The following is a 24,584-nucleotide window of genomic DNA, read 5'->3' as shown; positions in this document are numbered from 1 at the left end:
TGTTGTAAAAATCTCTTGTTTTAGTATATCACAACAGAAGGCGCCAGTCGAGACACAGGTGTTTATTTCATTATTTTCAATAAAACACCTTATGGTTACTGTCCACTGGCAATGTTCCGCCAGGCGTTTTTACTATGCAAGTCCCGGACAGCAGCAATGAATAAACCATGCCTACTTGATTGAATTCATGGATAGGGTTCGAGCCAGAGCATGTTTGAAAAAGACTTTCTGCAAGATATATGTTGCAATTTGTTTTATAATAAAATTGTTTTATCTTTACAATATTTGATAACATGGTATAATTCATACGTGATAAAAAAAGTACAATAATAAAGTAATTATTCCACAAAGCATGTAGCTGTGAAGGTACTGAACAATTACACAATAGAACCGGTTGATGCAACGTTATATTTTAGAGCGTTTATCAACAGAAAGTGAGAACTTCCATATGAATCCCTTAAAAAAAATATACTGTCGGATTTTTCAGAATGTATTCAAATTTGCCCTTCCATTCCTGCCATACCGAAATCCTGAGATCATCAGCAGTCTGAAAGCCGTTCCCGATGTGCTGAAAAAGAAAAAATGTAAAAATGTGCTGATTATTACAGATGCAGGAATCCATAAGCTTGGTCTTACAGACCGCCTTGAAAAAGTGTTGACAGACAGCAGCATTCCCTATATCCTTTATGACAAAACAGTAGCAAATCCTACCACTGTGAATGTGGCTGAGGCACTTGAACTTTATCATGAAAATAACTGTCAGGCCATTATAGGCTTCGGCGGAGGCTCCAGTATGGACTGCGCCAAGGCAGTAGGTGCCAGAGTCGCCAAACCTCATCAGTCTCTTGCAAAGATGAAAGGAATCCTGAAAGTGCACAAAAAGCTTCCACTTCTTATCGCCGTTCCAACCACTGCAGGAACCGGAAGCGAAACTACACTGGCAGCTGTAATCGTGGACGCCGAAACCCGGCATAAATATGCCATCAATGACTTCCCGCTGATTCCCCGATACGCTGTGCTTGATCCCAAGGTCACATTAAGCCTTCCACCATTCATCACCGCTACTACAGGTATGGACGCACTCACCCACGCAGTGGAAGCTTATATTGGTAATTCCACTACACCAGGCACCCGTAAAAATGCCCGGGATGCAGTGCAGCTGATTTTCGAAAATCTGGACACTGCTTACACCGACGGAAGCAATAAAGAAACGCGCCGGAATATGCTCCGCGCCTCTTATTTCGCTGGCTGCGCTTTTACAAAATCCTATGTAGGCTATGTACATGCAGTTGCCCATTCTCTGGGAGGACAATACAATGTTCCACATGGACTTGCCAACGCTGTACTTCTCCCTTATGTTCTGGAAGCTTACGGAAAAACAATTTATAAGAAGCTGGCAGCCCTTGCTATTGCTGCCGGGGTTGCCTCCAAAGAAACACCGGAAGAAGAAGCCGCATTAAACTTTATCCAGGCAGTCAAAGACATGAAGGCCCGCTTCGGAATCGGCGATACCATCCCGGAAATCCAGGAAGAAGACATTCCGAAGCTGTCACACTATGCGGACAAAGAGGCGAATCCGCTGTATCCGGTACCGGTACTGATGGATGCACAGGAACTGGAGAAATTTTATTATATGCTGATGCCGGCTAAAGAAAACACAGTGCAATAAAAAACTGGTAAAATACCATATTGTCACCTTTATAACATTACATTCGTTAATCTCAGTTTAAATAAGATAGTTTTGCATTACACCCTTTATAGTCTTTCACATTATGTAAACTATATTTCAAAACATCAAACAAATTATTAATAATCAGAAAGGACTTTCCCATGACCCAGGAAGCAATCCAGGAAATCATCCGCAAGCAGCGGAACTATTTTTATACAGGCGCTACCTTAAACATTGACTTTCGCAGCACTGCCTTAAAAAAGCTGCAAACCTCCATCCAGTCCCACCAGGAGCAGATCAATGCTGCCCTGAAGTCAGACCTGGGAAAAAGCAGCTTCGAGAGCTACATGTGCGAATCCGGTCTCGTTCTTAGCGAGATTACCTATATGCTAAAGCACATCCGATCCCTTTCTAGAGAAAAAACCGTACACACCCCACTTGCCCAGTTCCATTCCAGAAGTTACAGGAAGCCGTCCCCATACGGTGTCACCCTGATCATGAGCCCGTGGAACTATCCCTTCCTGCTTACCTTTGATCCGCTTGTAGACGCCATCGCCGCCGGAAACACTGCAGTATTAAAACCCAGCGCCTACTCTCCTGCCACCAGCAATATCATCTGCGAGATCGTCCGTGAATGTTTTCCGGAAGAGCATGTGGCCGTTGTTATGGGTGGACGCCAGGAAAACTCCTGTCTTCTCCAGGAACACTTTGACTACATCTTTTTCACCGGCAGCCAGGCTGTTGGAAAAGAAGTCATGCGCCATGCCAGCGAGCACCTCACTCCAGTCACCCTGGAACTTGGGGGAAAAAGCCCCTGCATCGTAGATAAATCTGCAAATATCAAGCTTGCCGCCAAACGTATTGTATTCGGCAAATATCTGAACTGCGGACAGACTTGCGTAGCACCTGACTACATTTACTGTCACCGGGAAGTGAAAGATGCGCTTCTGAAACAGATCCAGAAGCAGATCCGTAAGCAGTTTGGCAAGTCACCTCTGGATAACAAAAATTACGGAAAGATTATCAACGAAAAGCATTTCAACCGCATTCAGAGCCTGATCGATCCTGCGAAAGTCATCTGCGGCGGAAATGCCTGTCCCGAAACTTTACAGATTGAACCTACAGTCATGGATCAGGTAACCTTCGAAGATGCCGTAATGCAGGAAGAAATCTTCGGACCGGTAATGCCTGTCCTTACTTTTGATTCCATAGAAGAAGTAATCCGAAAGGTAAATTCCATGGCTCATCCTCTGGCTCTTTACATTTTTGCCCAGGACAAAGCCATCTGCGAAAAAGTCACCTCTGAATGTGGCTTCGGCGGTGGCTGTATTAATGATGTGATCATTCACCTCGCTACCAGCGAAATGCCATTCGGCGGCTTCGGTGAAAGCGGTATGGGAAGCTATCACGGCCAGAAAGGCTTCGAAACCTTTTCCCATTACAAGAGCATTGTAGACAAAAAGACCTGGATCGACCTGCCAATGAGGTATCAGCCTTACAGGCGGATTTATGATAAGCTGATCCATATTTTCTTGAAATAAAGTGTTACTATTACTTTGGCTCGTTGCTCGCGTAAATAAAAAATAAAGAGGTCGAAACTATGTGTTATAATTTCAATAGCTGCACTGAATTATTTAATGCGATTTGCAAAATGTTTAACATTGGTTGTTAATTAATATGACAAAAGAGCCGCATTTTTACTATGAAAGTTCCAAGTCCAAAGTTGACATGTCCCTTTCGTAAAAATGCGGCTCAATAACAATTATTCTACTCCCTTAATCCTTTCCACAATACTTCCATTCTTTTCCAAAACCATCCATGTAAACACCGGCACTAAAGTGCATACCAAAAGACTAAGCAACGCTGCTAACAAAAGCGGAAGCAACGGTACTGCAAACCCAATCTCCCTGAAATTCATAGATTCATAAAGAAAATAAGTCACTCCCATTCCTACAGTCAATGTGATCAGCCCTGCAAGACCTGTCAAAATCTGAACTGACACATCAAGATCAGCTGTAAAAAAAAGCGTCTGCTGCTTTCCAAGCTCCATACTTTCTATAAAAGCATCCTGCTCTTTTTTCGTCATAAGCTTTTTGCTTAAAATCCATATAATAACGACCAGAAGCAGCCTGGGAAAGCTCCCCTCCTGACTGTTCATAAAATTTTTTATTTTCTTTACGGATCTGAAGAATTCCTGCTTCAAGCCTTGACATTTTTACCATGCTCTGCATTAAAAAGTCAGTTTTCTCCATCTGATCTCTAATTTTTCCCAGAAATTCCCTACCATTTTCGGAAAGTTCTTCCTCTTCCAAAAGCTCCATATAGAGATTGATACTTCACTGACACATGCTTCTGAGGGACCAATTTGAAATAAAGCCTTCATACGGGAAGGGTTCCCCAGAATCTTAAACAACTGTGTCAGATTTTCCAGTTCCAGCTCTTGCGGTTCACGAGGCCAAGAATCATTCATCGGGGGCTCCCTTTCTGTTTTCGTTTATTTCTGAACTTTAAAGATTTTTCACAAACAGTGCCCGGATAGCGTTGAGGACGGCTATAATCATCACGCCCACATCAGCAAACACGGCCAGCCACATATTGGCGAAACCCAGAGCGACCAGCACGAGGCAGACCAGTTTTACGCCGATGGCCACCACGATGTTCTGATAAACGATGCCAAGGCACTTGCGGGAGATTTTGATTGCTTTGGAGATCTGCAAGGGGTCATCATCCATTAGGACCACATCAGCAGCCTCAATGGCGGCGTCAGAACCCATGGCACCCATGGCGATGCCGATGTCTGCCCGGCGAAGCACCGGGGCGTCGTTGATGCCATCTCCCACAAAAGCCAGTTTTTCTTTCTCTGGTTTGTTCTGAATCAACTGCTCCACCTTCTCCACCTTGTCAGCAGGAAGCAGTTCACTGTAAACCTCATCCAACTCCAAAGCGGAGGCCACACTGTCAGCCACCTTCTTGGCGTCACCAGTAAGCATCACAGTCTTGCGAACCCCAGCCGACTTTAATGCCTGGATGGCTTCCTTGGAGTGAAGCTTCACGATGTCGGAAATAACAATATGTCCGGCATATTTCCCGTCAATCGCCATGTGAATGATCGTCCCCACACTATGGCACGGAATAGCCTAGACCCCCAAACGATTCATGAGCTTGTCGTTTCCTGCCGCGACCTGATGATCATCCACTGTGGCAATCACTCCGTTGCCGCTGAGCTCCTGAATACCGGTTACACGGCTACGGTCGATTTCCATGCCATAGGCTTTCTGTAAGCTCTTGCTGGTGGAATACGCCCTAAGTCAGTGTGCCGGTCTTGTCAAAAACTACAATCTTAGCCTGTGACAGGGTCTCCAGATAGTTGGACCCCTTCACCAGAACACCCGCCTTACTGGCTCCGCCAATTCCTGCAAAGAAGGACAGAGGAATGGAAATGACCAAAGCGCAGGGGCAACTGGCAACGAGGAAGGTCAGCGCACGATAGATCCAGGTCTCCCAGCCTGCATCCAGCCCCATGGCAAACATCCGTACCAGCGGCGGCAATACAGCCAGCGCCAGCGCGGCATAGCACACCGCAGGAGTGTAGATCTTGGCAAAGCGGGAAATGAAGTCCTCCGACTTGGACTTCCGGGAGGAGGCGTTCTCCACCAGATTCAGAATCTTGGAGACAGTGGACTCACCAAATTCCTTGGTGGTCTGGATATGGAGCAAACCTGTCATGTTGATACAGCCGGAGATGATCTCATCGCCAGTCTTGACCTCACGGGGCAAACTTTCACCGGTGAGAGCGGCAGTGTTCAGAGTGGATTCTCCCTGCACCACGGTACCGTCAATAGGAACTTTCTCGCCGGGCTGTACCACAATAATGGTGCCGATACCCACTTCGTCCGGGTCTACCTGTTCCAGTTTTCCATCCTGTTCGATATTGGCATAATCAGGACGGATATCCATCAGATCACTGATGTTCCGGCGGCTCTTGCCCACGGCGTAGGACTGGAACCATTCGCCCACCTGGTAGAACAGCATCACCGCGATGGCCTCCAGATAGTCGCCGTTTTCATATACGGCCAGTGCCAGAGCCCCCAGCGTAGCCACCGCCATCAAAAAGTGCTCATCGAACACCTGACCGTTGCGGATACCTTTTCCGGCTTTTTTCAGAATGTCGTAGCCAATGACCAGATAATCCACCAGGAACACAGCCAGACGTATCCAGCGGCCTGCCGCGCCAAACACTTCAAATGCGCCTGCGCCCAGGACCTGCAAAATTAACAGTAGAACCGTAGCAGTCAGAATCCGCCACAACATCACTTTTTGTTTTTTGGTCATACCGGCGGAGGACCGCGTGCCGATGATCTGAAGGATCACGGCCAGCAGAGCCACCACGATCAGCAGACCGTTGATGATATACTCCTGCATTTCGTTTTACCCCTTTCACGATTGCTTATTCGTTTATTTGTCTAAGAGAAAGAACGCCCTGCAAGCTGCCGCTCAACAGGGCATTTCCTTTCGCCTGCTTACAGAAAGATCTCACAGTCGGGTTCCACCTTCTTGCAGGCTTTGCGAACCTCCTGCATAACAGTCTTGGGGTCTTGACCTTCCTCGAACTCCACGTTCATCTTGAGGGTCATAAAGTTCACCGTAGCGCTCTGTACGCCGCTGGTCTTGCGGGCGGCATCTTCCATCAGGTTGGCGCAGTTAGCGCAATCCACATCGATTTTGTAAGTCTTTTTCATTTTGAAAATCTCCTCTCCGAGTATTAATTTTGTGTCAAACAATTAAATCATTATTTAACTGTATCTTCAGCATATGCAGGAAAACCGTCCTCGTCAACGGTTTGAACCCATATCCTGCTATTCGGGAAAAGAGTTCTTCTGTTTGGGCAAAATGCAGCTTTTATCGGCACATTCCAGTCCCCTGATAAGGACAGTCCACACATTTTCCATGCTTTTCTTTGCGCCGCTTCGCCATATGCCGCAGCAACCAAATACAGTATACCGCCAGTACAATGAGTAAAATTAAAGATGCCATATAAACCTCCTCCATTTGAAGTCTTTGCAAAAATAGCTTGCTTACGGTCCAATTATTTAATCGTTCCGTCTGTATTGTAGAGCGAGGAAAATCGAAAAGCAATGGACGGAGTACAAGTCCTTCCAAGAGGGATAAGAAAACTTCTGAATTGGTAAACAGTGCTAAAAAAGGTTCTGACATTGAAGCACAGCTCCATGTCAGAACCCATTTATTTTACAAATTATTTTTTTGGATTGCGTCGCCCGCTGTTTTCCGAGCCACGCACTTCCTCATGGTAAAAGTAATTCACAATGACCGGGTGTCCAGACTCTGCCCGGCCGTAGGGCAGCTCGTTGTCCACGAAGGGACAGCTGTTTTCTTGCGCCAGCCGTTCCGCTTGATCCTCCAAACCACAGAAGTAGCTTTTGTCTTCCTTGTTGTAGATAGCGTCGTACAGCGGAACCAAGTCAGGATATTTTTTACAAATATAGTCCATGATGTCTTTTTTGAATCCGCCTCGCAAGTTTAGATTTTCTAACCATATCAGGTCGCATTGATTTCTGACCTGATGGAAGATAGCCTCGAAATCCGTGATACCCGGAAAGACAGGGGCAATAAAGCAGACGGTGCGAATGCCCGCATCATAGATCTGCTTCATGGCATCCAGCCGTCGCTTGATGCTGACGGCATCGTCCATATCATTTTTAAAGCCTTCGTCCAATGTATTGATCGACCAAGAGACCGTGACCTTTCCCAATTTTTTCAGAAGGTCAATGTCACGGATTACCAAGTCTGACTTGGTACAGATGAGAATTTCTGCCTCACTGCCCCGGAGCTGTTCAAGAAGCTTTCGGGTGTTTTGAAACTGAGCCTCCTGGGGCAGATAGCCATCGGTCACAGAACCGATGACTATGCGCTGCCCTTTGTACCTTTGTGGATTTTTGATTGCTGGCCAATGTTTCACATCCAGGAATGTACCCCACGGTTCGGTGTGCCCGGTAAATCGCTTCATAAACGAGGCATAGCAGTATTTGCAGCCATGGGTACAGCCCACATAAGGATTGACGGAATAGCCGCCCACCGGCAGGGTGGATTTTGTCATAATATTTCTGGTTTCTACATCCTGAATCAGAATGCTGCTCTCTTTTACTTCTGCCATGTCTTCTGTTCCTCCAATACCCGGTAAAAAGCCGGGGGAAATTCCTGTACCATTTGTGCCTCTCCCATGATAGGAAGTAGATCATCCTTTATGAATACAGGGATGCCAAGCGCATGAGCCTGATGTGTCAGGTTCCACATCCATTCCGTTTTCGATACGGGATTGATGCCATCGCTGTACAGCACTTGACCTTTCTGATGAAAAGGACACTTTCCCAAATTAGGAATTGCATACTGTTCTGCCAGTTCCTGATAATATTCCGTCCGCAGCACGGTGATTTTAACCTTTTTATGCATTTGTATAGTCATTTTGAACCTGCTCCGAAATCGTCATGCCTCGCACGCCTCCCGGAGAGCAGGCAGCAGCTCATCCAGCCGACCGTCCAGTCCGAAGGACTTCTCTTTGATATTGTCCGCAATGTAGATCTCCCCCAGATTGATGGTCACATAAGTGGCATTTGGCTCGCTGGCCACTAAGCGCATCATCGGAGCCTTGATCAGCTGATTACGCCAGCCAATGCCCAGCTCCAGAACCACCAGTTTCTTTCCGTGGTAGGTTTTCAGAAAGTTTTGGAACCGTGCCTGGGCAGCGGTATCCGGAATCATTCTCTGACCCGCGCCCATGTGGATGTCCATGGGACCTCCGCACTTGGGACAGCGCGGCACCAACTCTGTAGGCACATGGCCGCCCTGTTCGGCAGCCGATAATTTTTCGGCCACTTCCAGACTAGGATAGAGAGTGTCGTGGCAAGGGCGGGCACACTGCATAGTAAACCAGTTGCCCTCAATCTCATAGATTTTCGTTGGATCGAAGCCACACAGTTCAAAGTGACCTTCTCCGTTTGATGTGACGACAAAGTAATCTTTCTCTCCCACAATGGCCTTCAAATCGTTCATCACTGACGTAGGCTGGTACTGCCCGCAGTAATGATGGATGAGCCGGGCCCAGAAGGCCCACTTTTCCTCCTCTCTGGACCATCCAGCCATCATGCCCTGCAAAATGCACTCAAGGTCGTATTTCCGTTTAAAATCTCCAAAGAGTCTTTCAAAGACCGCATTGTCCGCAAACAAATGCAGTCCTTCGGTGATGGACAGGCCGTTACTGGCCCCGATCAGGATAGCGTCCGCTTCTCTGAATTTTTCCGCAACAGGGTTCCAATCAATCATATTCGTTCGCTCCTTTCTATTTTATGGTTGCTGCGATGGATTGCACCTGCCGGAGGGCAGCTAGAGTTTCCGCCAAATCTCCTTGCAGATACAGGCTGCGTCCCCGCAGATGCTCCGGACTATGAGATGCCTCTCGATTAAGACATGCATAAAAGACGTTTTCGTTTTTGGCAGTAAGTTCCCAGAAGGGCAGTTTGATGATACTGGGCGTCATCTCACCCACGCCAAGTTCCAACAGCAGGACTTTTTTGTCGGACTGATCCATTATCCAGCGTCGCAGGAATCTATGGTAGCGGTGCAGGTTATCCTGCCAGAAGGTTCCCTCCAGAAAGGTATCATCTCGTACCCAAGGCACCAGCACCCGCCCGCAATCCGGGCAACGGGGAACAGCTTCCTCCGGCAGGCGAACACCCACCAAGCGACCGGTCAGTTCCTTTACCAGTTCGCGGTTTTCCCAAATATCATCCCGACAGGGCTGGCTGCACTGGCAGTAGCTAAAGTCTCCCTGAAAGGCGCAAATTTGTTCCTGGGGAAATACCCGAAAAAACTGCTGATCGACATTAGTGGTCAGCACAAAGACCGGTTTATCTGCAACAAGCGTTTGCAGATCCAGATAGGGCTGCCCCGTAGGGGTTTCCCACATGAAGCGGATATATTGACTGTAATATCCCCACTGCTCTCCATAGCTGGAAAAGCAATGGTAGAATCCAGCCAGCGGAGAGGTAAAGCCATACTGTTCACGAAAGGGAGCCAATGCCTCCGAAAGTGCCGAGGACCAATGGTAGTGGTCGTATCCAGCTGCGCTTGACAGGCCGGAGCCGCCTCCGATCACAACGGCATCTGCTTGAGCAATACGCTCGGCAAGTTCCTGAAGCGCCGCTTGGTTTCCAACCCTCATTGATCGTTATCTCCGCTTTCCATGGTGTTCCGTGCATCCCGCAGCACTTGAGCAATGTCGGCCACAATGGTCATGCCCTTATCCTCCAACTGCTTGGGCAGGAAGTCATATTTGTCGTTGACAGCAATATATCGAGCATGGGGAAAGCTGAGGGTCATGTTCCAGAAAGGTTCTTGGATAAACATGGGAGTCATTCGACCAACGCCCAACTCCAGGAACAGAATTTTGCTGTCTTTGTGTTCCAGTACGTAGCGAGAAATTTTTTCGTACTGTTCTTCATATTTCTTTCCTTGCAGGAAATTCCCATATCCTCGCACCCAGGGGAAAGCCTCGCCACCGCAGTGCGGACACCGGGGAATGAGATCCGTGGGAATCTTCGTGCCATCCCCCATAGCGGCCACCATATCAGCCACTGGCTTTACCGCATCCCAGGTGTCATCGGTACAGCAGGCGGCACACTGGAAGAACCGGTGATCTCCCTGGATCTCCGCCACCTTCTCCTCCGGGTAGAGTTTGACAAACTGGGTATCCTGATTGGTAGTGAGGATGAAGAAGTCCTTGCCTTTCAACAAAGCGTCTAAATCCAAATAGGAATGACGCACAGGTGCGGTCTGGGTGGTGTGAAGGAATGTGGCGAGATACCCCCAATACTCTTCCCTTGTCTTCCAGGGGTGCATCATCCCTGCAAAAGCACCTTTGAAGTGGTACTTCTCCGCAAAAGGCCGGAAGTATTTCCGGTAGGAGTCGTTGTCCTCGTAGTAAAAATCTCCGCCACCGGCAGCGGACAGACCGGAGGCCCCGCCCACTACCACACAGTCAGCTTCCTTTACCTCCTGTACCAAACGATGGATCTGTTCGCTATACGGCAGCGGCTTTTTGTCAGTCAGCTGATAAGGCGTACTGCCGGAAGCATAGATAGGATAGTGCCTGGAATAATTCATCTGGGTCTGCATGACCAAATCATCATAGAAGTTCATTGTCACCATTCCTTTCGAGTGGGTGTTATTTTTATTCTTACTTCAAATCATTTTAGCATCCTCTTGCGCTGTTGTCAATGTGCTGTTATAATAAAAATAACATCAAAAAAAAAGGAGATTAGTCCATGAAATATCCCACCCGCCTTAGCGATGCTGTTCATATTCTGGCTTTTATCGCTCTGTACCCAGACTGCGACCTAACCAGTAACAAGCTGGCAGAGAGCGTTCAGACGAATCCTGCCTATGTACGCCAGCTCATGTCCGCCTTGCGGAAGGGAGGGCTGCTGGTCAGCGTGAAGGGGCATCCCCGACCCGCTCTGGCTCGTGAGCCGGAGAAAATCACTCTGCTAGATGTCTATCGGGCAGTAGAGGGCAACAAGCCCCTGCTCCATCAGGACATCCACACCAATCCTGCCTGTGGCGTGGGTGTAAATATCCAACTGGTGCTGCGGGATTTTTACTTGGACATTCAAAAAACAGCGGAACAAAGAATGCAAGAGATCACGCTGAAAGATGTGCTGGAACAATATCACATGAAGTTGGAAGGGATGCCCTTGCAGCGTTTATGACGGATCGATTTTCAGAAACGCTTCCATTTGGGACAAAAATTCTTCTGAACGGGAAATACAGAACCTCCTTGCGGGACTATACTGAGAACCGGAGAGACCTATACCCCGTATTGGTATTCCGCTTTCCAGAAAAGGAGGTTTCAAATATGCAAGAAAAGTACAATGTCACAGGCATGACTTGTGCAGCCTGCCAGGCTAGGGTACAAAAAAGCGTATCCAAACTGACCGGTGTGCAAGAGTGCAATGTCAATCTGTTAAAAAACAGCATGGTGGTAACTTACGACGACAAAAATGTAAACAGTGGGCAGATTATCGCCGCTGTAGAAAAGGCGGGCTATGGCGCATCCCTACAGCAGGTCAAGGGAAAATCAGCTGCACAGACTGTCTCCCCGGTGAACACGGCGAAAAAGGAATATGAGGCGATGCGCCGTCGAGTAATCTGGTCCTTTGTATTCACTATCCCTTTGTTCTATCTCCCGTACAGAAGATTTCCGTCAAGCAAACAACAATAAAGCAATCGAATGGAGGAACCACTATGAAAAAAGAACTGATGATCGAAGGAATGATGTGCCAGAACTGCGTCAAGCATGTTACCCATGCCCTGGAGGGTATCTCTGGTGCGTCCCATGTCCAGGTAAGTCTAGAGGACAAAAAGGCCACTGTTGAGGTCCCGGAGTCCGTTACCGACGAAACCCTAAAAGCGGCAGTTACCGAGGCGGGCTACAAAGTCACAGAGATTATCCCCCATGAAGGCTGATAAGGCTCACATAACCCGTTCCATTAAGATTGCCAGAGGACAACTGGACGGCATTTTGCGAATGATTGAAGAGGATCGCTACTGCGTGGACATTTCCAATCAGCTGTTGGCAACTCAGGCTCTTTTGAAGCGAGTGAATCAAGAGATTTTGCGGGCCCATATACGTGGCTGTGTCCGAGAGGGACTGCATACGGACGAGCCCAACCCAAAACTGGAGGAAGCTCTCCAACTGTTGGAAAAGCTGGTTACATAATAATAAACAATGGAGCGGCCAAATTTGAATGATCGGCCCTAAATTAATCAAGGAGGAAACCAATATGAAACTTGGCATTATTCGTTGTATGCAGACAGAGGATTACTGCCCCGGAAGCCGGGATTTTCGGACAATCCGAGAGAGAAAAGGCGCTTTTATGGGAGAGGATGATATTCAGTTAGTGGGCTTCATCAACTGCGGTGGCTGCCCCGGAAAAAAAGCGGTACTGCGGGCCCGTTCTCTGGTAGAACAGGGCGCTGACACCATTGCTTTTGCTTCTTGCATCAGCAAAGGGACTCCCATTGGTTACTCCTGTCCTTTTGCTAAGCGTATGCGGGAGCTGGTGCAGAAAGAGGTAGGCGATGGTGTCCATATCTTGGATTACACCCATGACGCTGGTCCTGAACCAGAAACCTCTCAGAAGTAAAGTTTCTTTTCCCTCCGGCCTATGATAAGATAGACTTCAAGGAGGAGTGCTAAATGGTTCAGAACCACTTACCCCACGACCACGGACAAACTATCGAGCAGGCCCGAAATTTCCATCACATGATTGAGTGGCTTGTAAAAATCGCCTGTCCGTCGCAAGTAGAAAAACAAAAAGGAACGCCATGAAAAAAGAAGAATCCAAAGTTATCGCTCAAAAACTTCAAAAGATTCCAAACGGCACCCTCGCCTTGAAGCATTGCCGGGCTGGTGGAACGGGTACCACACTCTTTGGAGAACAGTTTCGAGCGGTTACCGCTGGAAAAGGGTATATGGAGGCATATGAAACTTTTCCTGGAATAGAGGTATCCTTCAATGTTTTTCTTGCTTCAGAGGTCAAGTTTCGGCATGATGCTTCGGATTCTGTTTTAGAAATTTACTATTGTCGCAGTGGTCGCGTGGGTTGGAATATGCAAGGCGGTACTGCCGTCTATTTAGGTACAGGTGATGTGACAGCACACAGTATGGCCTGCTGCGCGGATTCCGCCATGATGTTTCCCCTAGGATATTCAGAGGGAATTTCCATTTCCGTGGATCTGAAACAGCTCTCTTCCATTTGCCCGGAAGTTTTAAAGAATGCCGGTGTGGAGGCAGACCAGTTACGGGATCGATTTTGCTCCGGAAAGCCATCCGCAATCCCGTCCTGTTCCGATTTAGAGCACATTTTTGCCCCACTCTTTTCTGCTCCTGTGTCCGTTCGAATTTCCCTCTTGAAATTGAAGATGCTGGAAATTTTGATTTATTTGAGCAACATGAAATCGGAACATAAAGAATTGACTCAATACTTCTCCCAGCAAACCGAATTGATAAAAGAAATTCATCAACAGTTGACAGAGCACTTGGATCAACGATTTACGATTGCAGAACTTTCCAAACAGTATTTGATAAATACCTCCACTCTAAAGGAGATATTCAAGGCAGTCTACGGCCAGCCTATCGCCACCTATATGAAGGAATTTCGAGTGCGTCAGGCTATGAAATTATTACAGGAAACAAATGACACTATCGCGGATATTGCTTCCCAGGTAGGCTACCAAACCCAGGGAAAGTTTTCAAGCGCTTTTCAGTCTATAGTCAAAATGTCACCCAGAGAATACAGAAAAATCCAGGGTATGCCTAAGTAGAACCGGGCATAAATCCACTTGGCCTGCTTGTCCGGCAGCTCCATCACCGCAGCGTAGAGCTGATCGCGGAGCTGCTTGTCCTCCAGGATTTCTTCCGGGGTCGGCGGGTGCTGCACAATAGCCTTCTCAATGCCATTGTCGCAGTCCAGGAAGTAGTGCGCTTTGTAGTTATACATCTAGCGCAGGTAGCGTGCTTCCGCTCGTTTGTCGGCCAGGAACACCGCCTGCACTTCATCGGTTACTTCCAAATAAGTGTCTTTTTTGTAAATATCGGGATACAGCTCCCGAAGATTGATTTTCTGCATTATGTACCTCCATTTCGGTTCACAGGTCCAGTTGACGGGTGAGCCGAAATGGGGCGGAACAAGTTAGGGTATTAGCAAAGATTTTTTTGATGAAAAGGCCATATTGCCCTGTCTAAATACCGCTATCATGGCGACTACCTCTACTGGCCGCCGCTCTGTATATCACACTCCTTCAAAAAACAAAACGACAGCTTTGGTTGTTGTTCAAAGCCGTCGAGTGTTTAATTTGACATGGGAAAACGATTGCTGCACGACGGCTTTTTTTCTTTTGCCGTCGTGCGGCAGATAATTACATTCTATAAGTTAAACTATCATTCTGTTTAAGCGGCTACCTAAGCGACTTAACAGTTCGTTGGTAATTGTCCCACTTGCTTCTGTAAGGTCATAGGCCGTGATTTCATACTGGCCTGATTTTCCTATGAAGACAACAATATCACCGCTTTTCACATCTGGTAAATCCGTAATATCGACTATCATTTGATCCATACAGATGCGTCCAATTATTGGTGCTTCGTAGCCGTTTATCAATACTTTTCCATGATTACACGACAGAGCGCAAGGAATGCCGACCATTACCGCTTCATACTTGCTGCTGTCCATATTCTGAAGCACAGCGGCTGCGGACTGGAGGGACACGCTATACTCCGGGGAACAGCCGCCAAACAAAACAGCGATTTTCAATCTTTTCATTGCTCTGCCTGCCTTTCTGCCAAATATTCCTCCAAGCACAGCCCTTTTTCATACATCTCTGTGGCGGCCTCAACGCCAACATACCGATAATGCCATACTTCCTCGGCAACGCCCGTGATGTCGTTTTTATCTCCAGGGTAACGGAAGATAAAACCGTATTTGTAGCTGTTTTCTTGCAGCCAGAAATAAAGATCATAGATGGCTCCGTTGATGTCCACGGCTAAACCAATTTGATGTTCACTGTATCCGGGAACAGATACCCATTGCTTTGCCAGTTCCTCCGCTTCGCTCTGGGAATTTCCCTCTTTGCGGTATCCAGCCACTTTGTCGTCATAGAGCTGCTGCTGCTTTTTCTGCGTGCGGTAACCGGATACGACCATAGGCAGTTGATCCAAATTTCCTTCCTTTGCTGCTTCCAACATCTCCATGAGAGGATCATAGATGCGTTCATCTACTTTCTCACCGCCGGGCACCTCTACCAGTTTTGGCTCGTAGTTTTCGGGGATCGCGTTTTCATAGTTTACCAACACCAAGTTCCAGTCGGTGTCATCATTTGCTGTCTGCGTGTTTTGGGGTGAGCTTTCATCCAAAAGGCCAACTTGCACATCATCAGGCCCCTGCGTTGCGGTGTCGTTTACTTGGGAATTTTCAGGCGATTCTTTATCTCCAAACAATGTGAACGCATATACACAAACAGCCACGACCAGAATGACTGTGGCAATACTTCCCCAAGGAAAGCGCCTCCGCCGCTGCTTTTGCCTCCGGCGATGACCTTCATTGGGAACAGGCAGCATTTTTTCTTCCATCATATAAAGCCTCCTTTCTGAAGGGAACAAAAGCGCCCCTGTCAGCATTTATTGTACTGAACAGCGGCGCTTGGAACTTTAATATGAAGTTGTTTATTTCCTAAGAAAATCCTAATGTAAAGGGGAGATTTTACTTATGTTCTATCCAGCGGCGGTCCGCAGCTTTGCATCGGACAACACTTTCCCTCTCATATGATATTTGTCAACAGAAATCTGGATTTGAAATGTGTAGGCGGTGTTGTTTTTGACCTTCAAATCCAGCCGGCCTTCCGCCACCGCCGCGTCAATTCCTTGGGGAATGCCGGGCGTATTGCGGTGAAGGTCGATTCCATGTGTATGCTGTTCTGTAACAGTCAGCGGAGTATCCTTCCCATCATTTCGCTCCTTTCGGTGATTTGTTTCATAAAAGAGCAAATCCATGCTCCTGTCAGTATCATTCTACTGGACAAGAGCATGGATTGTTTTAATAAGAAGTTGATTGACTCCTAAGAAAATGCAAAGAAATTGCTAATTTGATAACGGCAAAGAGACTGTAAATGTAACCACATGATTTTTGCTGGATGCGCTGATTGCCCCGCCATGCAGCGTGACGATCTCCTTTGCTATGGCTAATCCAAGCCCTGTGCCGCCTGTATCAGAGGAACGAGACTGATCTACCCGGTAGAATTTATCGAAAAGAGACACCAATGCCTCATTTGGAATATCTTCGCCGCTGTTCTGAAACCGAATGATGACTTCATGTTCCAATTTTTCTGCGGAGATCACAATCTCGGTATGTGGGAAGCTATACGATGCGGCATTTTTCAGAATGTTGTTGAATACCCGTGCCAGCTTTTCCGGATCGGCTTCGATGGTCAAGTTCTCGTCAAGATGCAGGGTAACGGTGTTTCCCCTGGGAGCCAAAACAGGAGACAATTCATCCGATAGTTGGACCAGCATATAATAAAGGTCGATGGTTTCCTTGGACAAGGTGATTTTCTGAGATTTATATTTTGTGATCTCAAAGAATTCATTTACCATCGTCTCCAGTCGGTAGGCTTTTTCCAACACGATATGAGCCCGCGCAGCCCTCTGCTCAGGGGGCATATTCGGATCTTCCTCCAACAGATTGAGGTATCCAATTACAGATGTGAGTGGAGTCCGAATATCATGGGCCAGGTACATAACCAATTCGTCTTTCCGCTGTTCAGCCAAAGCGGTTTCCATTTTTCGTTCTGCTAAAGTTTGTTTTACAGAGTTTAGCTTCCGCTCAAATGGCAGCATTTCCGGTGACAACTGGATTTGCTTTTCATCGTCTGCCAGCAATGACTCTATCCCTTGATTGACCTCTCTGAAATAGCCGGTAACCCACCGGAAAATTCGTACCATGAGGACTGTAAATATTAGAAGAACGGCCACAGCGAAAAAAATTTCTTTATTACCTCGAAAATGGTCACTGTAATAATAAAATGCTGCTTCATGCTTCATGTCGAATACGGTTTCCAGAATCCATACAATCAGATCGCCAATTCGCTGTTTCCAGATGAAAAGATACAGCCCCACCACCACAACGATAGAGGTAATGACATTCATGCAAACTCGTCGAATGAGTTTTGATTGAAAAGCAAAGTATTCGTCTTTTTTATCAACTTTCAATTTTATATCCTCCCCCCCATATCGTCTTAATGAATCTGGGCTTGTCCATGCTATCTCCCATTTTCTCCCGCAGGTGGCGGATATGAACGGTGATGGTGTTGTTGGATTTGCTGTAATACTCGTCCTGCCAGATTTTGTGAAACAAATCTTCTGAACTGACTACATTCCCGGTATTTTCCAGAAGAATACGCAGGATCGAAAACTCCGTAGGTGTCAGCACCAAGGGCGTTTCCCCCAAAAAGCAGGTATGTGCCTTGATATTCATTGTCAAGGAACCGCAAACAAGATTATCTTCTGATGCGGCAGACGAGGTTGCACCGGTATCAGAATGAGCAGGATTGTACTTTTGATACCGGCGAAGCTGAGACTTTACCCGTGCAATCATCTCCAGAGGGCGAAACGGCTTTGTAATGTAATCATCCGCTCCAAGAGTAAGGCCGGTAATTTTATCAGTCTCAGCATCTTTGGCTGTCAGCATGATGATGGGGTAGGTATGATGTTCCCTGATTTTCTTGCATAGAGTGAATCCATCTATGTCAGGAAGCATAATATCCAAAATTGCAAGATCAATGGGGGTTGTTTCAATGCAGTTAAGGGCTTCTTGGGCCGTATAAAATTTGAATACAGTGTAGTTTTCGTTTTTCAAATAGACTTCTATTAAATCCGCAATTTCTGTTTCGTCATCGACTACTAATATTTTATTAGACATGAAATCATTCTCCCTTCAAAGAGTATATATTATTATATTATCAAAGTCAAACACAGCACATCCTTATTATTTCATGAGAAAACATTAAGATTTTCCTAATTTCTCACAGATTGCAATATCTTGGGGCTGAATTTTGGCAAGTTAAGAAACCCCTTGATATATTAGTCGTATCTGTTCATCTCTAAGCTATATTATATTTCGTTCTTATTTATTAAGCAATGATTCGCCTATTAAATCCACAACCAGAACAATCATGCTTGTTTACCAGTATAATAAGGTCATTCCACAGCCGCAACCGGCACGATAAAATATTGTTGAGGTGAACGATTATGCCGGTTGATGATCTGGGCAAATTGGGAATGAGAATGCGCGTTGCTCGAAATGAAATGGGGCTTACACAACAACGGCTTTCTGATATGTGCCATGTTTCCATACGGGAAATTGCCAAAATTGAAAATGGGGAAATGAATCCTTCCTTTTTAATTCTGAAAGCCATCATTCAGGTTCTTCATAATTCTTTGGATTCTCTGATTATATCAGATGGCTCAGCAGATGAGGGAGCTGAGCAAATGAAAATGCTATATCTTAGCTGTTCTCCAGAAATGCAAGAAACACTATTGAATAATACGAAGAGGCTTACAGAAGAACTAATCAGCCTATCCAAGAAACTTGAAAAGGAATAAGCCAATGAGCGAAATTTGAAGGTTTCGTCACTGGCTTATTCTATTCCTACGTGAAAGAGGCAAGCAATGCCTGTGTTAATACACACAGGCCCGCAGGGAAGAAAATCCCTTTGTGATTTTCCTCTCTGCTTGCTTGTTGAGGGCAGCGCCCCCAAGCCCCTTTGAACACAGAATTTCATTCTGTGGCTGCGCGTTCTGCGAACGCTTTTGACCAGGACCAGCTTACCGCTGGCCGTGGTCTTTTTCTTTTTCAACATCCTGTTCCACCTCCATTTTCAGCACCCGATCCACATTGGCCTTTGCCGTTAAAAGCTCCCGCATTTCCTCACGGGAACGCCGGTACTCGGCATAGGTCTTTTTCTTTTCTTCCAGCAATTTTGCGTACTCTGTCTGTAACTCTTTGGCCTTTGGCAGCTTCTTGACGCCCATCTCATCAAAGGCATTCTTAGCAGCCTGGTGGAGCAGAATTTCTTCCTCATGTTTTTCCCGGAATTTCTTAGAGTAGCCCGCCTTGCGGTATGCCACATAGACCTCACGGGTCTTGGCATAATTTACGATGTGAGTACGCAGAACAGCGATCTCTGCCATGCGCTTTTCAGCCGCTTTAATCTGCGCCGAAAGATCATTGTGATGTGCCGTGGCAGCCGTAGCCTTTTCTTCCAAAACCGCATACTCCAGCAGATTGTTCTCTGACAGGTAATTCATGGTCTGCGCCATTTGTTTCAGATTAAAAACTTTAGCCCATATAATTGGGATTTCAATGTCATTTAAATATAACTTCATGTATTCTTTCTCATCATCAGTTGTCGATTTGCCGGTAATTTCTTTTTCTCTACATCCTACAAGCCCAAATAAAACTAACACACAAAGACTAAGAAATAGTGCTCTTTTCAAATTTATAATTCCTTTCCAAGGTCATATGCTTTTTTCATCGCATCCACATGATCAGCCGCTGTATTTGCAGCATCAATTCCACCGCCACCGACCATTCCTTTCAAGGAAGCCTTTATATCAGAATTGCTGCCTCCTCGAAGACTTGTCGATATAATCAATACTTTTTTTGCCATAATTAAATTTCTCCTTTTTCAGCGTCTTTTTTTATCTTCCGTATAACTTTTGCCGGCACTCCTGCCGCAATCATATTGGCAGGAACATCTTTTGTTACAACTGCTCCGGCTGCAATGACCGAACCTTCACCAATCGTAACCCCCGGAAGAACCGTTACATTTGCTCCAAGCCACACTTTTTTTTCGATGTGAATCGGCTGAAATATCATACCTGCTCTTTTCTCAAGATCTTCCATATGATTGATCGTTGCCAATACTGCATTATGTCCAATCAGGACTCCATCCTCTATATAAATACCACCCTGATCCTGAAACTTACATCCTGCATTAATAAAAACATTTTTACCTATATGGATATTTCGTCCGCAGTCTGTATAAAACGGAGGAAACATTCCAAAACTTTCATCTATTTTTTGTCCGGTAAGTTCCGACATAAGCTGTATAATTTCTTCTTTTGTATGATATTTGTTATTCAGCTCCATCGTTATCTTTAATGCCCTTTGAGACAGCTCATGCATAACCAGATGTTCTTCACTTCCACCATCTACGATATATCCGGGCTTCATATTACTCAAATATTCTTCACACGTCATAATTAACCAACTCCGTTTTCTTTAAAAAATTTCTGAATTTTGTCAAATGGGATCACATCCGGATTATCGTATAGATCTGTATGAACAGCTCCCGGAATTGTCAGCAGTTCTTTATTGGATGTGTACTTGCTGTTCTTGATCATATTTTCATAAGCATCTTTTCCAAAATAATAGCTGTGTGCTTTTTCTCCATGAACGATAAGGACTGCACTTCTGATTTCATTACTGTACTTTAATATTGGCTGATTCATAAATGACATACATCCAATACTGTTCCAGCCATCATTGGAATTCAGGCTCCTTTTATGATAACATCTGCCTTTATAATACTCACTGTAATCTTTTACGAAGAAAGGTGCATCTTCCGGAACCGGAAGGGGAACACAACCACCGCCTCTTGAATATTCGCCTTTACGGTATTCTTCTGTCCTGAGGGTATTCAGTGACTGTTTCTTTGCATAACGTGCTTCTTCACTGTCCTCAGAATCAAAGTATCCATTCGCATTTACTCTTGTCATATCATACATGGTAGAAGCAACGGTTGCTTTTATTCTTGTATCCAACGCAGCTGCGTTAAGAGCCATTCCACCCCAGCCGCAGATTCCAATGATTCCTATTTTATCCAGATCCACATCTTCCCGAACAGAAAGGAAATCAACAGCAGCCATAAAATCTTCTGTATTAATATCTGGAGAAGCCATAAATCTTGGATAGCCTCCACTTTCCCCCGTAAAAGAAGGGTCAAATGCAATCGTTAAATATCCTCTTTCAGCCATTGTCTGTGCATATAATCCGGAACACTGTTCTTTGACTGCCCCAAATGGTCCGCTTACGGCAATCGCAGGACATTGCCATGATACATTTTTTGGCTTATACAGATCTGCAGCAAGTGTGATTCCATAACGATTTATAAATGTCACTTTCGTGTGGTCTACTTTTTCACTCTGTGGAAAAGTTTTATCCCATTCAGATACTAGTTTTAATTCTTCTGTTTTCAACATAAATATAACCTCCATATGCAAAATTTCTTGTAATTACACTAACAATAATATATGATATAAATATCTTACAACCTAAAGTTGACTTTAGGTCAAGCATAAATTTGAAAGAAGGTTTTTTATGTATACAATCGGTCAGGTCTCTGCAATGTTTAATCTTCCTGTTTCTACATTAAGGTATTATGACAAGGAAGGCTTTTTCCCTAATCTGGAACGCAAGGGAAATATCCGTTATTTCAGCGATAATGAATTAGAAGCACTTCGTATCATTGAATGTCTGAAGAAATCCGGTCTTGAGATAAAAGATATAAAGCAATTTTTTATCTGGGTATCTGAAGGCAGCTCCAGTTATGAAAAAAGGAAAGAATTATTTGAAACCAGAAAATCAGCTGTTGAAACTGAAATTCAGGAACTCCAAAAAACTCTTTCCCTCTTAAAATTCAAGTGCTGGTATTACGAAACAGCAATGAAAGATGGTAACGAAGATGCTATAAATGCCATGTTGCCTGACAAACTTCCAAAAAATATACAGAAACTATATGATAAAGGGCATGACTGATTTTTGCTTTCTCCATCAAACTGTTAAGGAAACAATCGGAGTTGGTGTAAACGAAAAAGCAGCCTTGAGTTCTGATAAAAACTGCCCTTTCGTTTACATCAATTTCGATTTTACCTTGGTGAACAAAGTCGCGTCCCTTTAGCCGATAGCTATGGGGATTCAATCGTTGCGCTTTTCCTTAAGTTTATCATACCGGATGTTTTGGTAAAAGTTTTTTTATTCAAGAAATCAATTTCAGGCATGACAAACAAACCTCCTATGCGGAAGTCATTTATTCTATGCAATTGTAGATTTTAACATCTCATATGTGCATGAAAAGAAGAACTGTATTTATCTTTGCGGGGTGATACCATATTCCCTCCGCAAGAAGAACATTTGCATACATCGATGTGATACAAAACCTTTATCATTTCTACTGCATTTAGATTTTTTAATGTAGAAATGTATTTCTTGCATCCAAGCAGGTTTCTGCAGAGAGTTATCTTTTTTCTCTTGTTTCTACATGATAGCAGACCATAGTGCCGGATTCTGACAAATCGTTTGGGTGGAACATGCATCATGAATCGACGGATGAATTCTTCTCCTGAAATTGTTTTCTCTTTCCAGCAGCCTTCGTTTTTATAGTCTTTTACTGCATATGTAACTGTCGTATCTGTCATGGATTTGATTCGCTGATTACTGATTGCTATCCTGTGGGTATATTTTCCAAGATAATTGATAACCGACTGTGCACCATTGAAAGTTTCTTTACAGTAAGTGACCCAGTTCTTTTCATAACACTTATCAAGAAGTTCTTTAAAACGATAGCTGTTCTGATATTTCTCTGCTGTACCATGAAATTTAAGCTTAGAATCATTCCACAGGCTTTTTAACTCATCCAGATATTTTCCACGGAACACTTTGGAGATGACACCATATGGGAGAAAAAAAATTCCACCTGTTTCTTTCCATTTATTTTCATCATCAAGCCCACCTCCAAGAACAATGGTATGAATATGAGGATGATAATTCATTGCAGAGCCCCAGGTATGAAAAATGCAGATATACCCTATATCAGCTCCCAGATACTTTGCATCTTTTGACAATTCATTCAATGTGGCTGAAGCAGCATGATACAGTGCATCATATAACAGCTTCTGGTTGCTGTAAATAATGGAATTCAATTCCTCAGGAACTGTGAATACTACATGATAACAGGGTGCATCCAATACGTTCTCTTTTTGTGCATCAATCCATTTCTCTTTCGGAAACTCCTGGCACATGGGACAGCATCTGCTTCTGCAGGAGTTGTTGTGAACACTGATACATCCGCAGTCCTCACAAACACTGATGTTTACACCAAAAACTCCTGTTTTACAGTTTCTGATGTGATAAGCCGTTTTTCTGTGATGAGCAGGAGGGTTACTCCTCTTTTCATAGGAAGGATAGAACCGTTCAAATACATCCTGTATCGTACATGATTTATCCATAATCATTCACCACCCATCTCATCAAATGGGCTTTTAATACCAAGCAGAGTTTTATTGCTTACATGCAGATAAATCTCTGTTGATTTTGGATCACGATGTCCCAAAAGAGCCTGAATATATTTTATATCGCAGCCTGACTCAAACAGATGACTTGCAAAACTATGACGCAAACAATGTGTGGAGACGTGTTTTTGAATGCCTGCTCTTTCGGCGCTTTCACGAAAAAATTGAATGACACTATCTTTTGTAAGATAATCCCCTGTCCATGAACTTGGGAACAGAATCCCTCTTGGCCTGCCACATTGAAACCAGTATTCTGTCAATATTTCAAGCGTCCGGTCTGCAAGCAAAGTATAACGGTCAGATCGGCTTTTTCCATCGCGGATGTGTATGGTTTTGTTCGTGCGTGAAATATCATCATAATGAAGGTGTGTGACTTCTGAAACACGAAGTCCACCTGAATACATAGTAGCGATCATAGCTTTATGCTTCAGATTTGGTGTAGCATCAAGAATAGCTGATATTTCTGCTTTTGTAAGCACCGCTGGTAACTTTCTGTCCCTTTTCATACGAGGTATGTCATCATCATCCCAATTCATCTTCAATACTTTTTTGTAAAAGAAGCGGATTCCTGAATGGTAGTGATTGTATGTTTCTGGTGAAATCCCGGAAAGTTTCTTTTCAGTTAGGAATGTATCAACATCGTCAGTTGTTAATGCATCTATATCCTTGGCTGTGTGGTTCAAAAAATGAGCAACACTGGTACAGTATGCATGAATTGTGGAATCCTTGAGATTCCGTTTATTCGCAGCAGATCTAATCTGATTAAAAATTTCTTCGTACATAATAAAATCCTCCATGTAAAGTAAATCGTAAATGTATAAACACTGCTTACATGGAGGAGCATTAGCATAATAAAACTGCTTGCCAGAAAGGCAGCTCAATGGTATTCTTATCATAGGCAGTGGGGATGTCGATCCTGTTTGATTGTTGGTTGTGGTG

Annotated in this window: 30 protein-coding genes and 3 pseudogenes; 11 read left to right on the top strand and 22 right to left on the bottom strand. The window is 44.9% G+C overall.

The genetic code is table 11. The annotated features are described in order from the left end of the window. The first annotated feature begins 448 nt into the window (after positions 1-448). A complete protein-coding gene (locus AB5170_RS07825) occupies positions 449-1,669 on the top strand; it encodes an iron-containing alcohol dehydrogenase (protein WP_256144341.1) in 1,221 nt (406 codons plus the stop codon). A 161-nt stretch (positions 1,670-1,830) separates the two neighbouring features. Beyond that, entirely contained in the window at positions 1,831-3,210 is a 1,380-nt protein-coding gene (locus AB5170_RS07820) for an aldehyde dehydrogenase (RefSeq protein WP_195589126.1), read from the top strand. A 221-nt stretch (positions 3,211-3,431) separates the two neighbouring features. Here AB5170_RS07820 and AB5170_RS07815 read toward each other — a convergent pair whose 3' ends face one another. The 10 genes and pseudogenes from AB5170_RS07815 to AB5170_RS07770 form a co-directional block, all read right to left on the bottom strand. Continuing rightward, positions 3,432-3,755 (bottom strand): hypothetical protein, encoded by a 324-nt coding sequence (locus AB5170_RS07815; RefSeq protein ID WP_173771739.1) that lies wholly within the window; start codon positions 3,753-3,755, stop codon positions 3,432-3,434. After that, entirely contained in the window at positions 3,679-3,990 is a 312-nt protein-coding gene (locus AB5170_RS07810) for a hypothetical protein (RefSeq protein ID WP_173771737.1), read from the bottom strand. Before AB5170_RS07810 ends, AB5170_RS07815 begins: the two co-directional genes overlap by 77 nt. 186 nt (positions 3,991-4,176) lie before the next feature. Then, positions 4,177-6,001, bottom strand: a pseudogene (gene cadA, locus AB5170_RS07805) (cadmium family heavy metal-translocating P-type ATPase). A gap of 188 nt (positions 6,002-6,189) precedes the next feature. Continuing rightward, positions 6,190-6,408: a cation transporter gene (locus AB5170_RS07800; RefSeq protein WP_173716910.1), complete on the bottom strand. Its 219-nt coding sequence runs from the start codon at positions 6,406-6,408 to the stop codon at positions 6,190-6,192. Positions 6,409-6,568: 160 nt separating this feature from the next. Next, positions 6,569-6,703: a FeoB-associated Cys-rich membrane protein gene (locus AB5170_RS07795; protein ID WP_173716911.1), complete on the bottom strand. Its 135-nt coding sequence runs from the start codon at positions 6,701-6,703 to the stop codon at positions 6,569-6,571. 220 nt (positions 6,704-6,923) lie between these two features. Then, on the bottom strand, positions 6,924-7,841 hold the full coding sequence (locus AB5170_RS07790; protein ID WP_173771735.1) for a radical SAM mobile pair protein B: 918 nt from the start codon (positions 7,839-7,841) through the stop codon (positions 6,924-6,926). Then, a complete protein-coding gene (locus AB5170_RS07785; RefSeq protein ID WP_226815365.1) occupies positions 7,829-8,149 on the bottom strand; it encodes a TIGR04076 family protein in 321 nt (106 codons plus the stop codon). The genes AB5170_RS07790 and AB5170_RS07785 overlap by 13 nt, the downstream gene beginning before the upstream one ends. Before the next feature lie 21 nt (positions 8,150-8,170). Continuing rightward, positions 8,171-9,007: an NAD-dependent protein deacetylase, SIR2 family gene (locus AB5170_RS07780; RefSeq protein ID WP_173771733.1), complete on the bottom strand. Its 837-nt coding sequence runs from the start codon at positions 9,005-9,007 to the stop codon at positions 8,171-8,173. A gap of 16 nt (positions 9,008-9,023) precedes the next feature. Then, positions 9,024-9,905: an NAD-dependent protein deacetylase, SIR2 family gene (locus AB5170_RS07775; RefSeq protein WP_173771731.1), complete on the bottom strand. Its 882-nt coding sequence runs from the start codon at positions 9,903-9,905 to the stop codon at positions 9,024-9,026. Beyond that, on the bottom strand, positions 9,902-10,882 hold the full coding sequence (locus AB5170_RS07770; protein ID WP_173771729.1) for an NAD-dependent protein deacetylase: 981 nt from the start codon (positions 10,880-10,882) through the stop codon (positions 9,902-9,904). Before AB5170_RS07770 ends, AB5170_RS07775 begins: the two co-directional genes overlap by 4 nt. 125 nt (positions 10,883-11,007) lie before the next feature. Here AB5170_RS07770 and AB5170_RS07765 point away from each other — a divergent pair, with 125 nt between their 5' ends. The 7 genes from AB5170_RS07765 (at position 11,008) to AB5170_RS07735 (ending at position 14,068) form a co-directional block, all read left to right on the top strand. Then, on the top strand, positions 11,008-11,451 hold the full coding sequence (locus AB5170_RS07765; RefSeq protein WP_173771727.1) for an Rrf2 family transcriptional regulator: 444 nt from the start codon (positions 11,008-11,010) through the stop codon (positions 11,449-11,451). Positions 11,452-11,597: 146 nt separating this feature from the next. Further along, positions 11,598-11,963, top strand: a complete 366-nt coding sequence (locus AB5170_RS07760) for a cation transporter (protein WP_173771725.1) — start codon at positions 11,598-11,600, stop codon at positions 11,961-11,963. A 23-nt stretch (positions 11,964-11,986) separates the two neighbouring features. Then, complete coding sequence (locus AB5170_RS07755) at positions 11,987-12,208, top strand: heavy-metal-associated domain-containing protein (protein WP_118582235.1); 222 nt, start codon at positions 11,987-11,989, stop codon at positions 12,206-12,208. Then, complete coding sequence (locus AB5170_RS07750) at positions 12,198-12,461, top strand: metal-sensing transcriptional repressor (protein WP_118582232.1); 264 nt, start codon at positions 12,198-12,200, stop codon at positions 12,459-12,461. The genes AB5170_RS07755 and AB5170_RS07750 overlap by 11 nt, the downstream gene beginning before the upstream one ends. Positions 12,462-12,525: 64 nt before the next feature. Then, on the top strand, positions 12,526-12,888 hold the full coding sequence (locus tag AB5170_RS07745) for a CGGC domain-containing protein (RefSeq protein WP_118582229.1): 363 nt from the start codon (positions 12,526-12,528) through the stop codon (positions 12,886-12,888). Positions 12,889-12,941: 53 nt separating this feature from the next. After that, positions 12,942-13,073, top strand: a complete 132-nt coding sequence (locus AB5170_RS07740; protein ID WP_264293675.1) for a hypothetical protein — start codon at positions 12,942-12,944, stop codon at positions 13,071-13,073. Beyond that, on the top strand, positions 13,070-14,068 hold the full coding sequence (locus tag AB5170_RS07735; protein WP_368361537.1) for a helix-turn-helix domain-containing protein: 999 nt from the start codon (positions 13,070-13,072) through the stop codon (positions 14,066-14,068). Before AB5170_RS07740 ends, AB5170_RS07735 begins: the two co-directional genes overlap by 4 nt. Here the strand turns inward: AB5170_RS07735 and AB5170_RS07730 are convergent. The 6 genes and pseudogenes from AB5170_RS07730 to vanR form a co-directional block, all read right to left on the bottom strand. Further along, positions 14,056-14,373: pseudogene (locus AB5170_RS07730) on the bottom strand (sigma-70 family RNA polymerase sigma factor); the annotation flags it as partial. The gene AB5170_RS07735 and the pseudogene AB5170_RS07730 sit on opposite strands and share 13 nt — an antisense overlap. A 303-nt stretch (positions 14,374-14,676) precedes the next feature. Further along, on the bottom strand, positions 14,677-15,063 hold the full coding sequence (locus AB5170_RS07725; protein ID WP_173769859.1) for an alanine racemase C-terminal domain-containing protein: 387 nt from the start codon (positions 15,061-15,063) through the stop codon (positions 14,677-14,679). Then, positions 15,060-15,857: a D-alanyl-D-alanine carboxypeptidase family protein gene (locus AB5170_RS07720; protein WP_173769861.1), complete on the bottom strand. Its 798-nt coding sequence runs from the start codon at positions 15,855-15,857 to the stop codon at positions 15,060-15,062. The genes AB5170_RS07725 and AB5170_RS07720 overlap by 4 nt, the downstream gene beginning before the upstream one ends. A gap of 153 nt (positions 15,858-16,010) precedes the next feature. Beyond that, a complete protein-coding gene (locus AB5170_RS07715) occupies positions 16,011-16,283 on the bottom strand; it encodes a VanW family protein (protein WP_226815363.1) in 273 nt (90 codons plus the stop codon). Between the two features lie 93 nt (positions 16,284-16,376). Beyond that, complete coding sequence (locus tag AB5170_RS07710) at positions 16,377-17,504, bottom strand: sensor histidine kinase (protein WP_368361538.1); 1,128 nt, start codon at positions 17,502-17,504, stop codon at positions 16,377-16,379. Continuing rightward, a complete protein-coding gene (gene vanR / locus AB5170_RS07705; RefSeq protein ID WP_173717176.1) occupies positions 17,494-18,213 on the bottom strand; it encodes a VanR-ABDEGLN family response regulator transcription factor in 720 nt (239 codons plus the stop codon). The genes AB5170_RS07710 and vanR overlap by 11 nt, the downstream gene beginning before the upstream one ends. A gap of 329 nt (positions 18,214-18,542) precedes the next feature. Here vanR and AB5170_RS07700 point away from each other — a divergent pair, with 329 nt between their 5' ends. Next, positions 18,543-18,896 (top strand): helix-turn-helix transcriptional regulator, encoded by a 354-nt coding sequence (locus tag AB5170_RS07700; protein ID WP_118582212.1) that lies wholly within the window; start codon positions 18,543-18,545, stop codon positions 18,894-18,896. A 222-nt stretch (positions 18,897-19,118) separates the two neighbouring features. Here AB5170_RS07700 and AB5170_RS07695 read toward each other — a convergent pair. The 4 genes and pseudogenes from AB5170_RS07695 to AB5170_RS07680 all read right to left on the bottom strand — a co-directional run. Next, positions 19,119-19,640 (bottom strand): annotated as a pseudogene (locus AB5170_RS07695) (relaxase); the annotation flags it as partial. Positions 19,641-19,792: 152 nt separating this feature from the next. Next, a complete protein-coding gene (locus tag AB5170_RS07690; protein WP_226815362.1) occupies positions 19,793-19,963 on the bottom strand; it encodes a hypothetical protein in 171 nt (56 codons plus the stop codon). Positions 19,964-19,965: 2 nt separating this feature from the next. After that, on the bottom strand, positions 19,966-20,556 hold the full coding sequence (locus tag AB5170_RS07685) for a sugar O-acetyltransferase (protein WP_118582206.1): 591 nt from the start codon (positions 20,554-20,556) through the stop codon (positions 19,966-19,968). A 2-nt stretch (positions 20,557-20,558) separates the two neighbouring features. Then, positions 20,559-21,554 carry an alpha/beta hydrolase gene (locus AB5170_RS07680; protein ID WP_347562168.1) on the bottom strand — a complete coding sequence of 332 codons (996 nt, stop codon included), beginning with the start codon at positions 21,552-21,554 and terminating at the stop codon, positions 20,559-20,561. 121 nt (positions 21,555-21,675) lie between these two features. Between AB5170_RS07680 and AB5170_RS07675 the strand changes: the two genes are divergently transcribed. Then, a complete protein-coding gene (locus AB5170_RS07675) occupies positions 21,676-22,113 on the top strand; it encodes a MerR family transcriptional regulator (RefSeq protein ID WP_055154026.1) in 438 nt (145 codons plus the stop codon). Positions 22,114-22,406: 293 nt separating this feature from the next. Here the strand turns inward: AB5170_RS07675 and AB5170_RS07670 are convergent, their stop codons facing one another. Next, positions 22,407-23,588, bottom strand: coding sequence for an IS91 family transposase (locus AB5170_RS07670; RefSeq protein WP_368361539.1), 1,182 nt, complete (start codon positions 23,586-23,588; stop codon positions 22,407-22,409). Next, positions 23,585-24,427: a tyrosine-type recombinase/integrase gene (locus AB5170_RS07665; RefSeq protein WP_015514772.1), complete on the bottom strand. Its 843-nt coding sequence runs from the start codon at positions 24,425-24,427 to the stop codon at positions 23,585-23,587. Before AB5170_RS07665 ends, AB5170_RS07670 begins: the two co-directional genes overlap by 4 nt. Positions 24,428-24,584 lie beyond the last annotated feature (157 nt).

Origin of the sequence: Ruminococcus sp. RTP21484sp1_RTP21281st1_A8_RTP21281_210402 (assembly GCF_040914025.1) — a bacterium.
Taxonomy (GTDB): domain Bacteria; phylum Bacillota; class Clostridia; order Lachnospirales; family Lachnospiraceae; genus Blautia_A; species Blautia_A faecis.
The sequence above is the reverse complement of the archived record's forward strand: the minus strand, read 5'-3'. Positions and strand labels throughout refer to the sequence as shown.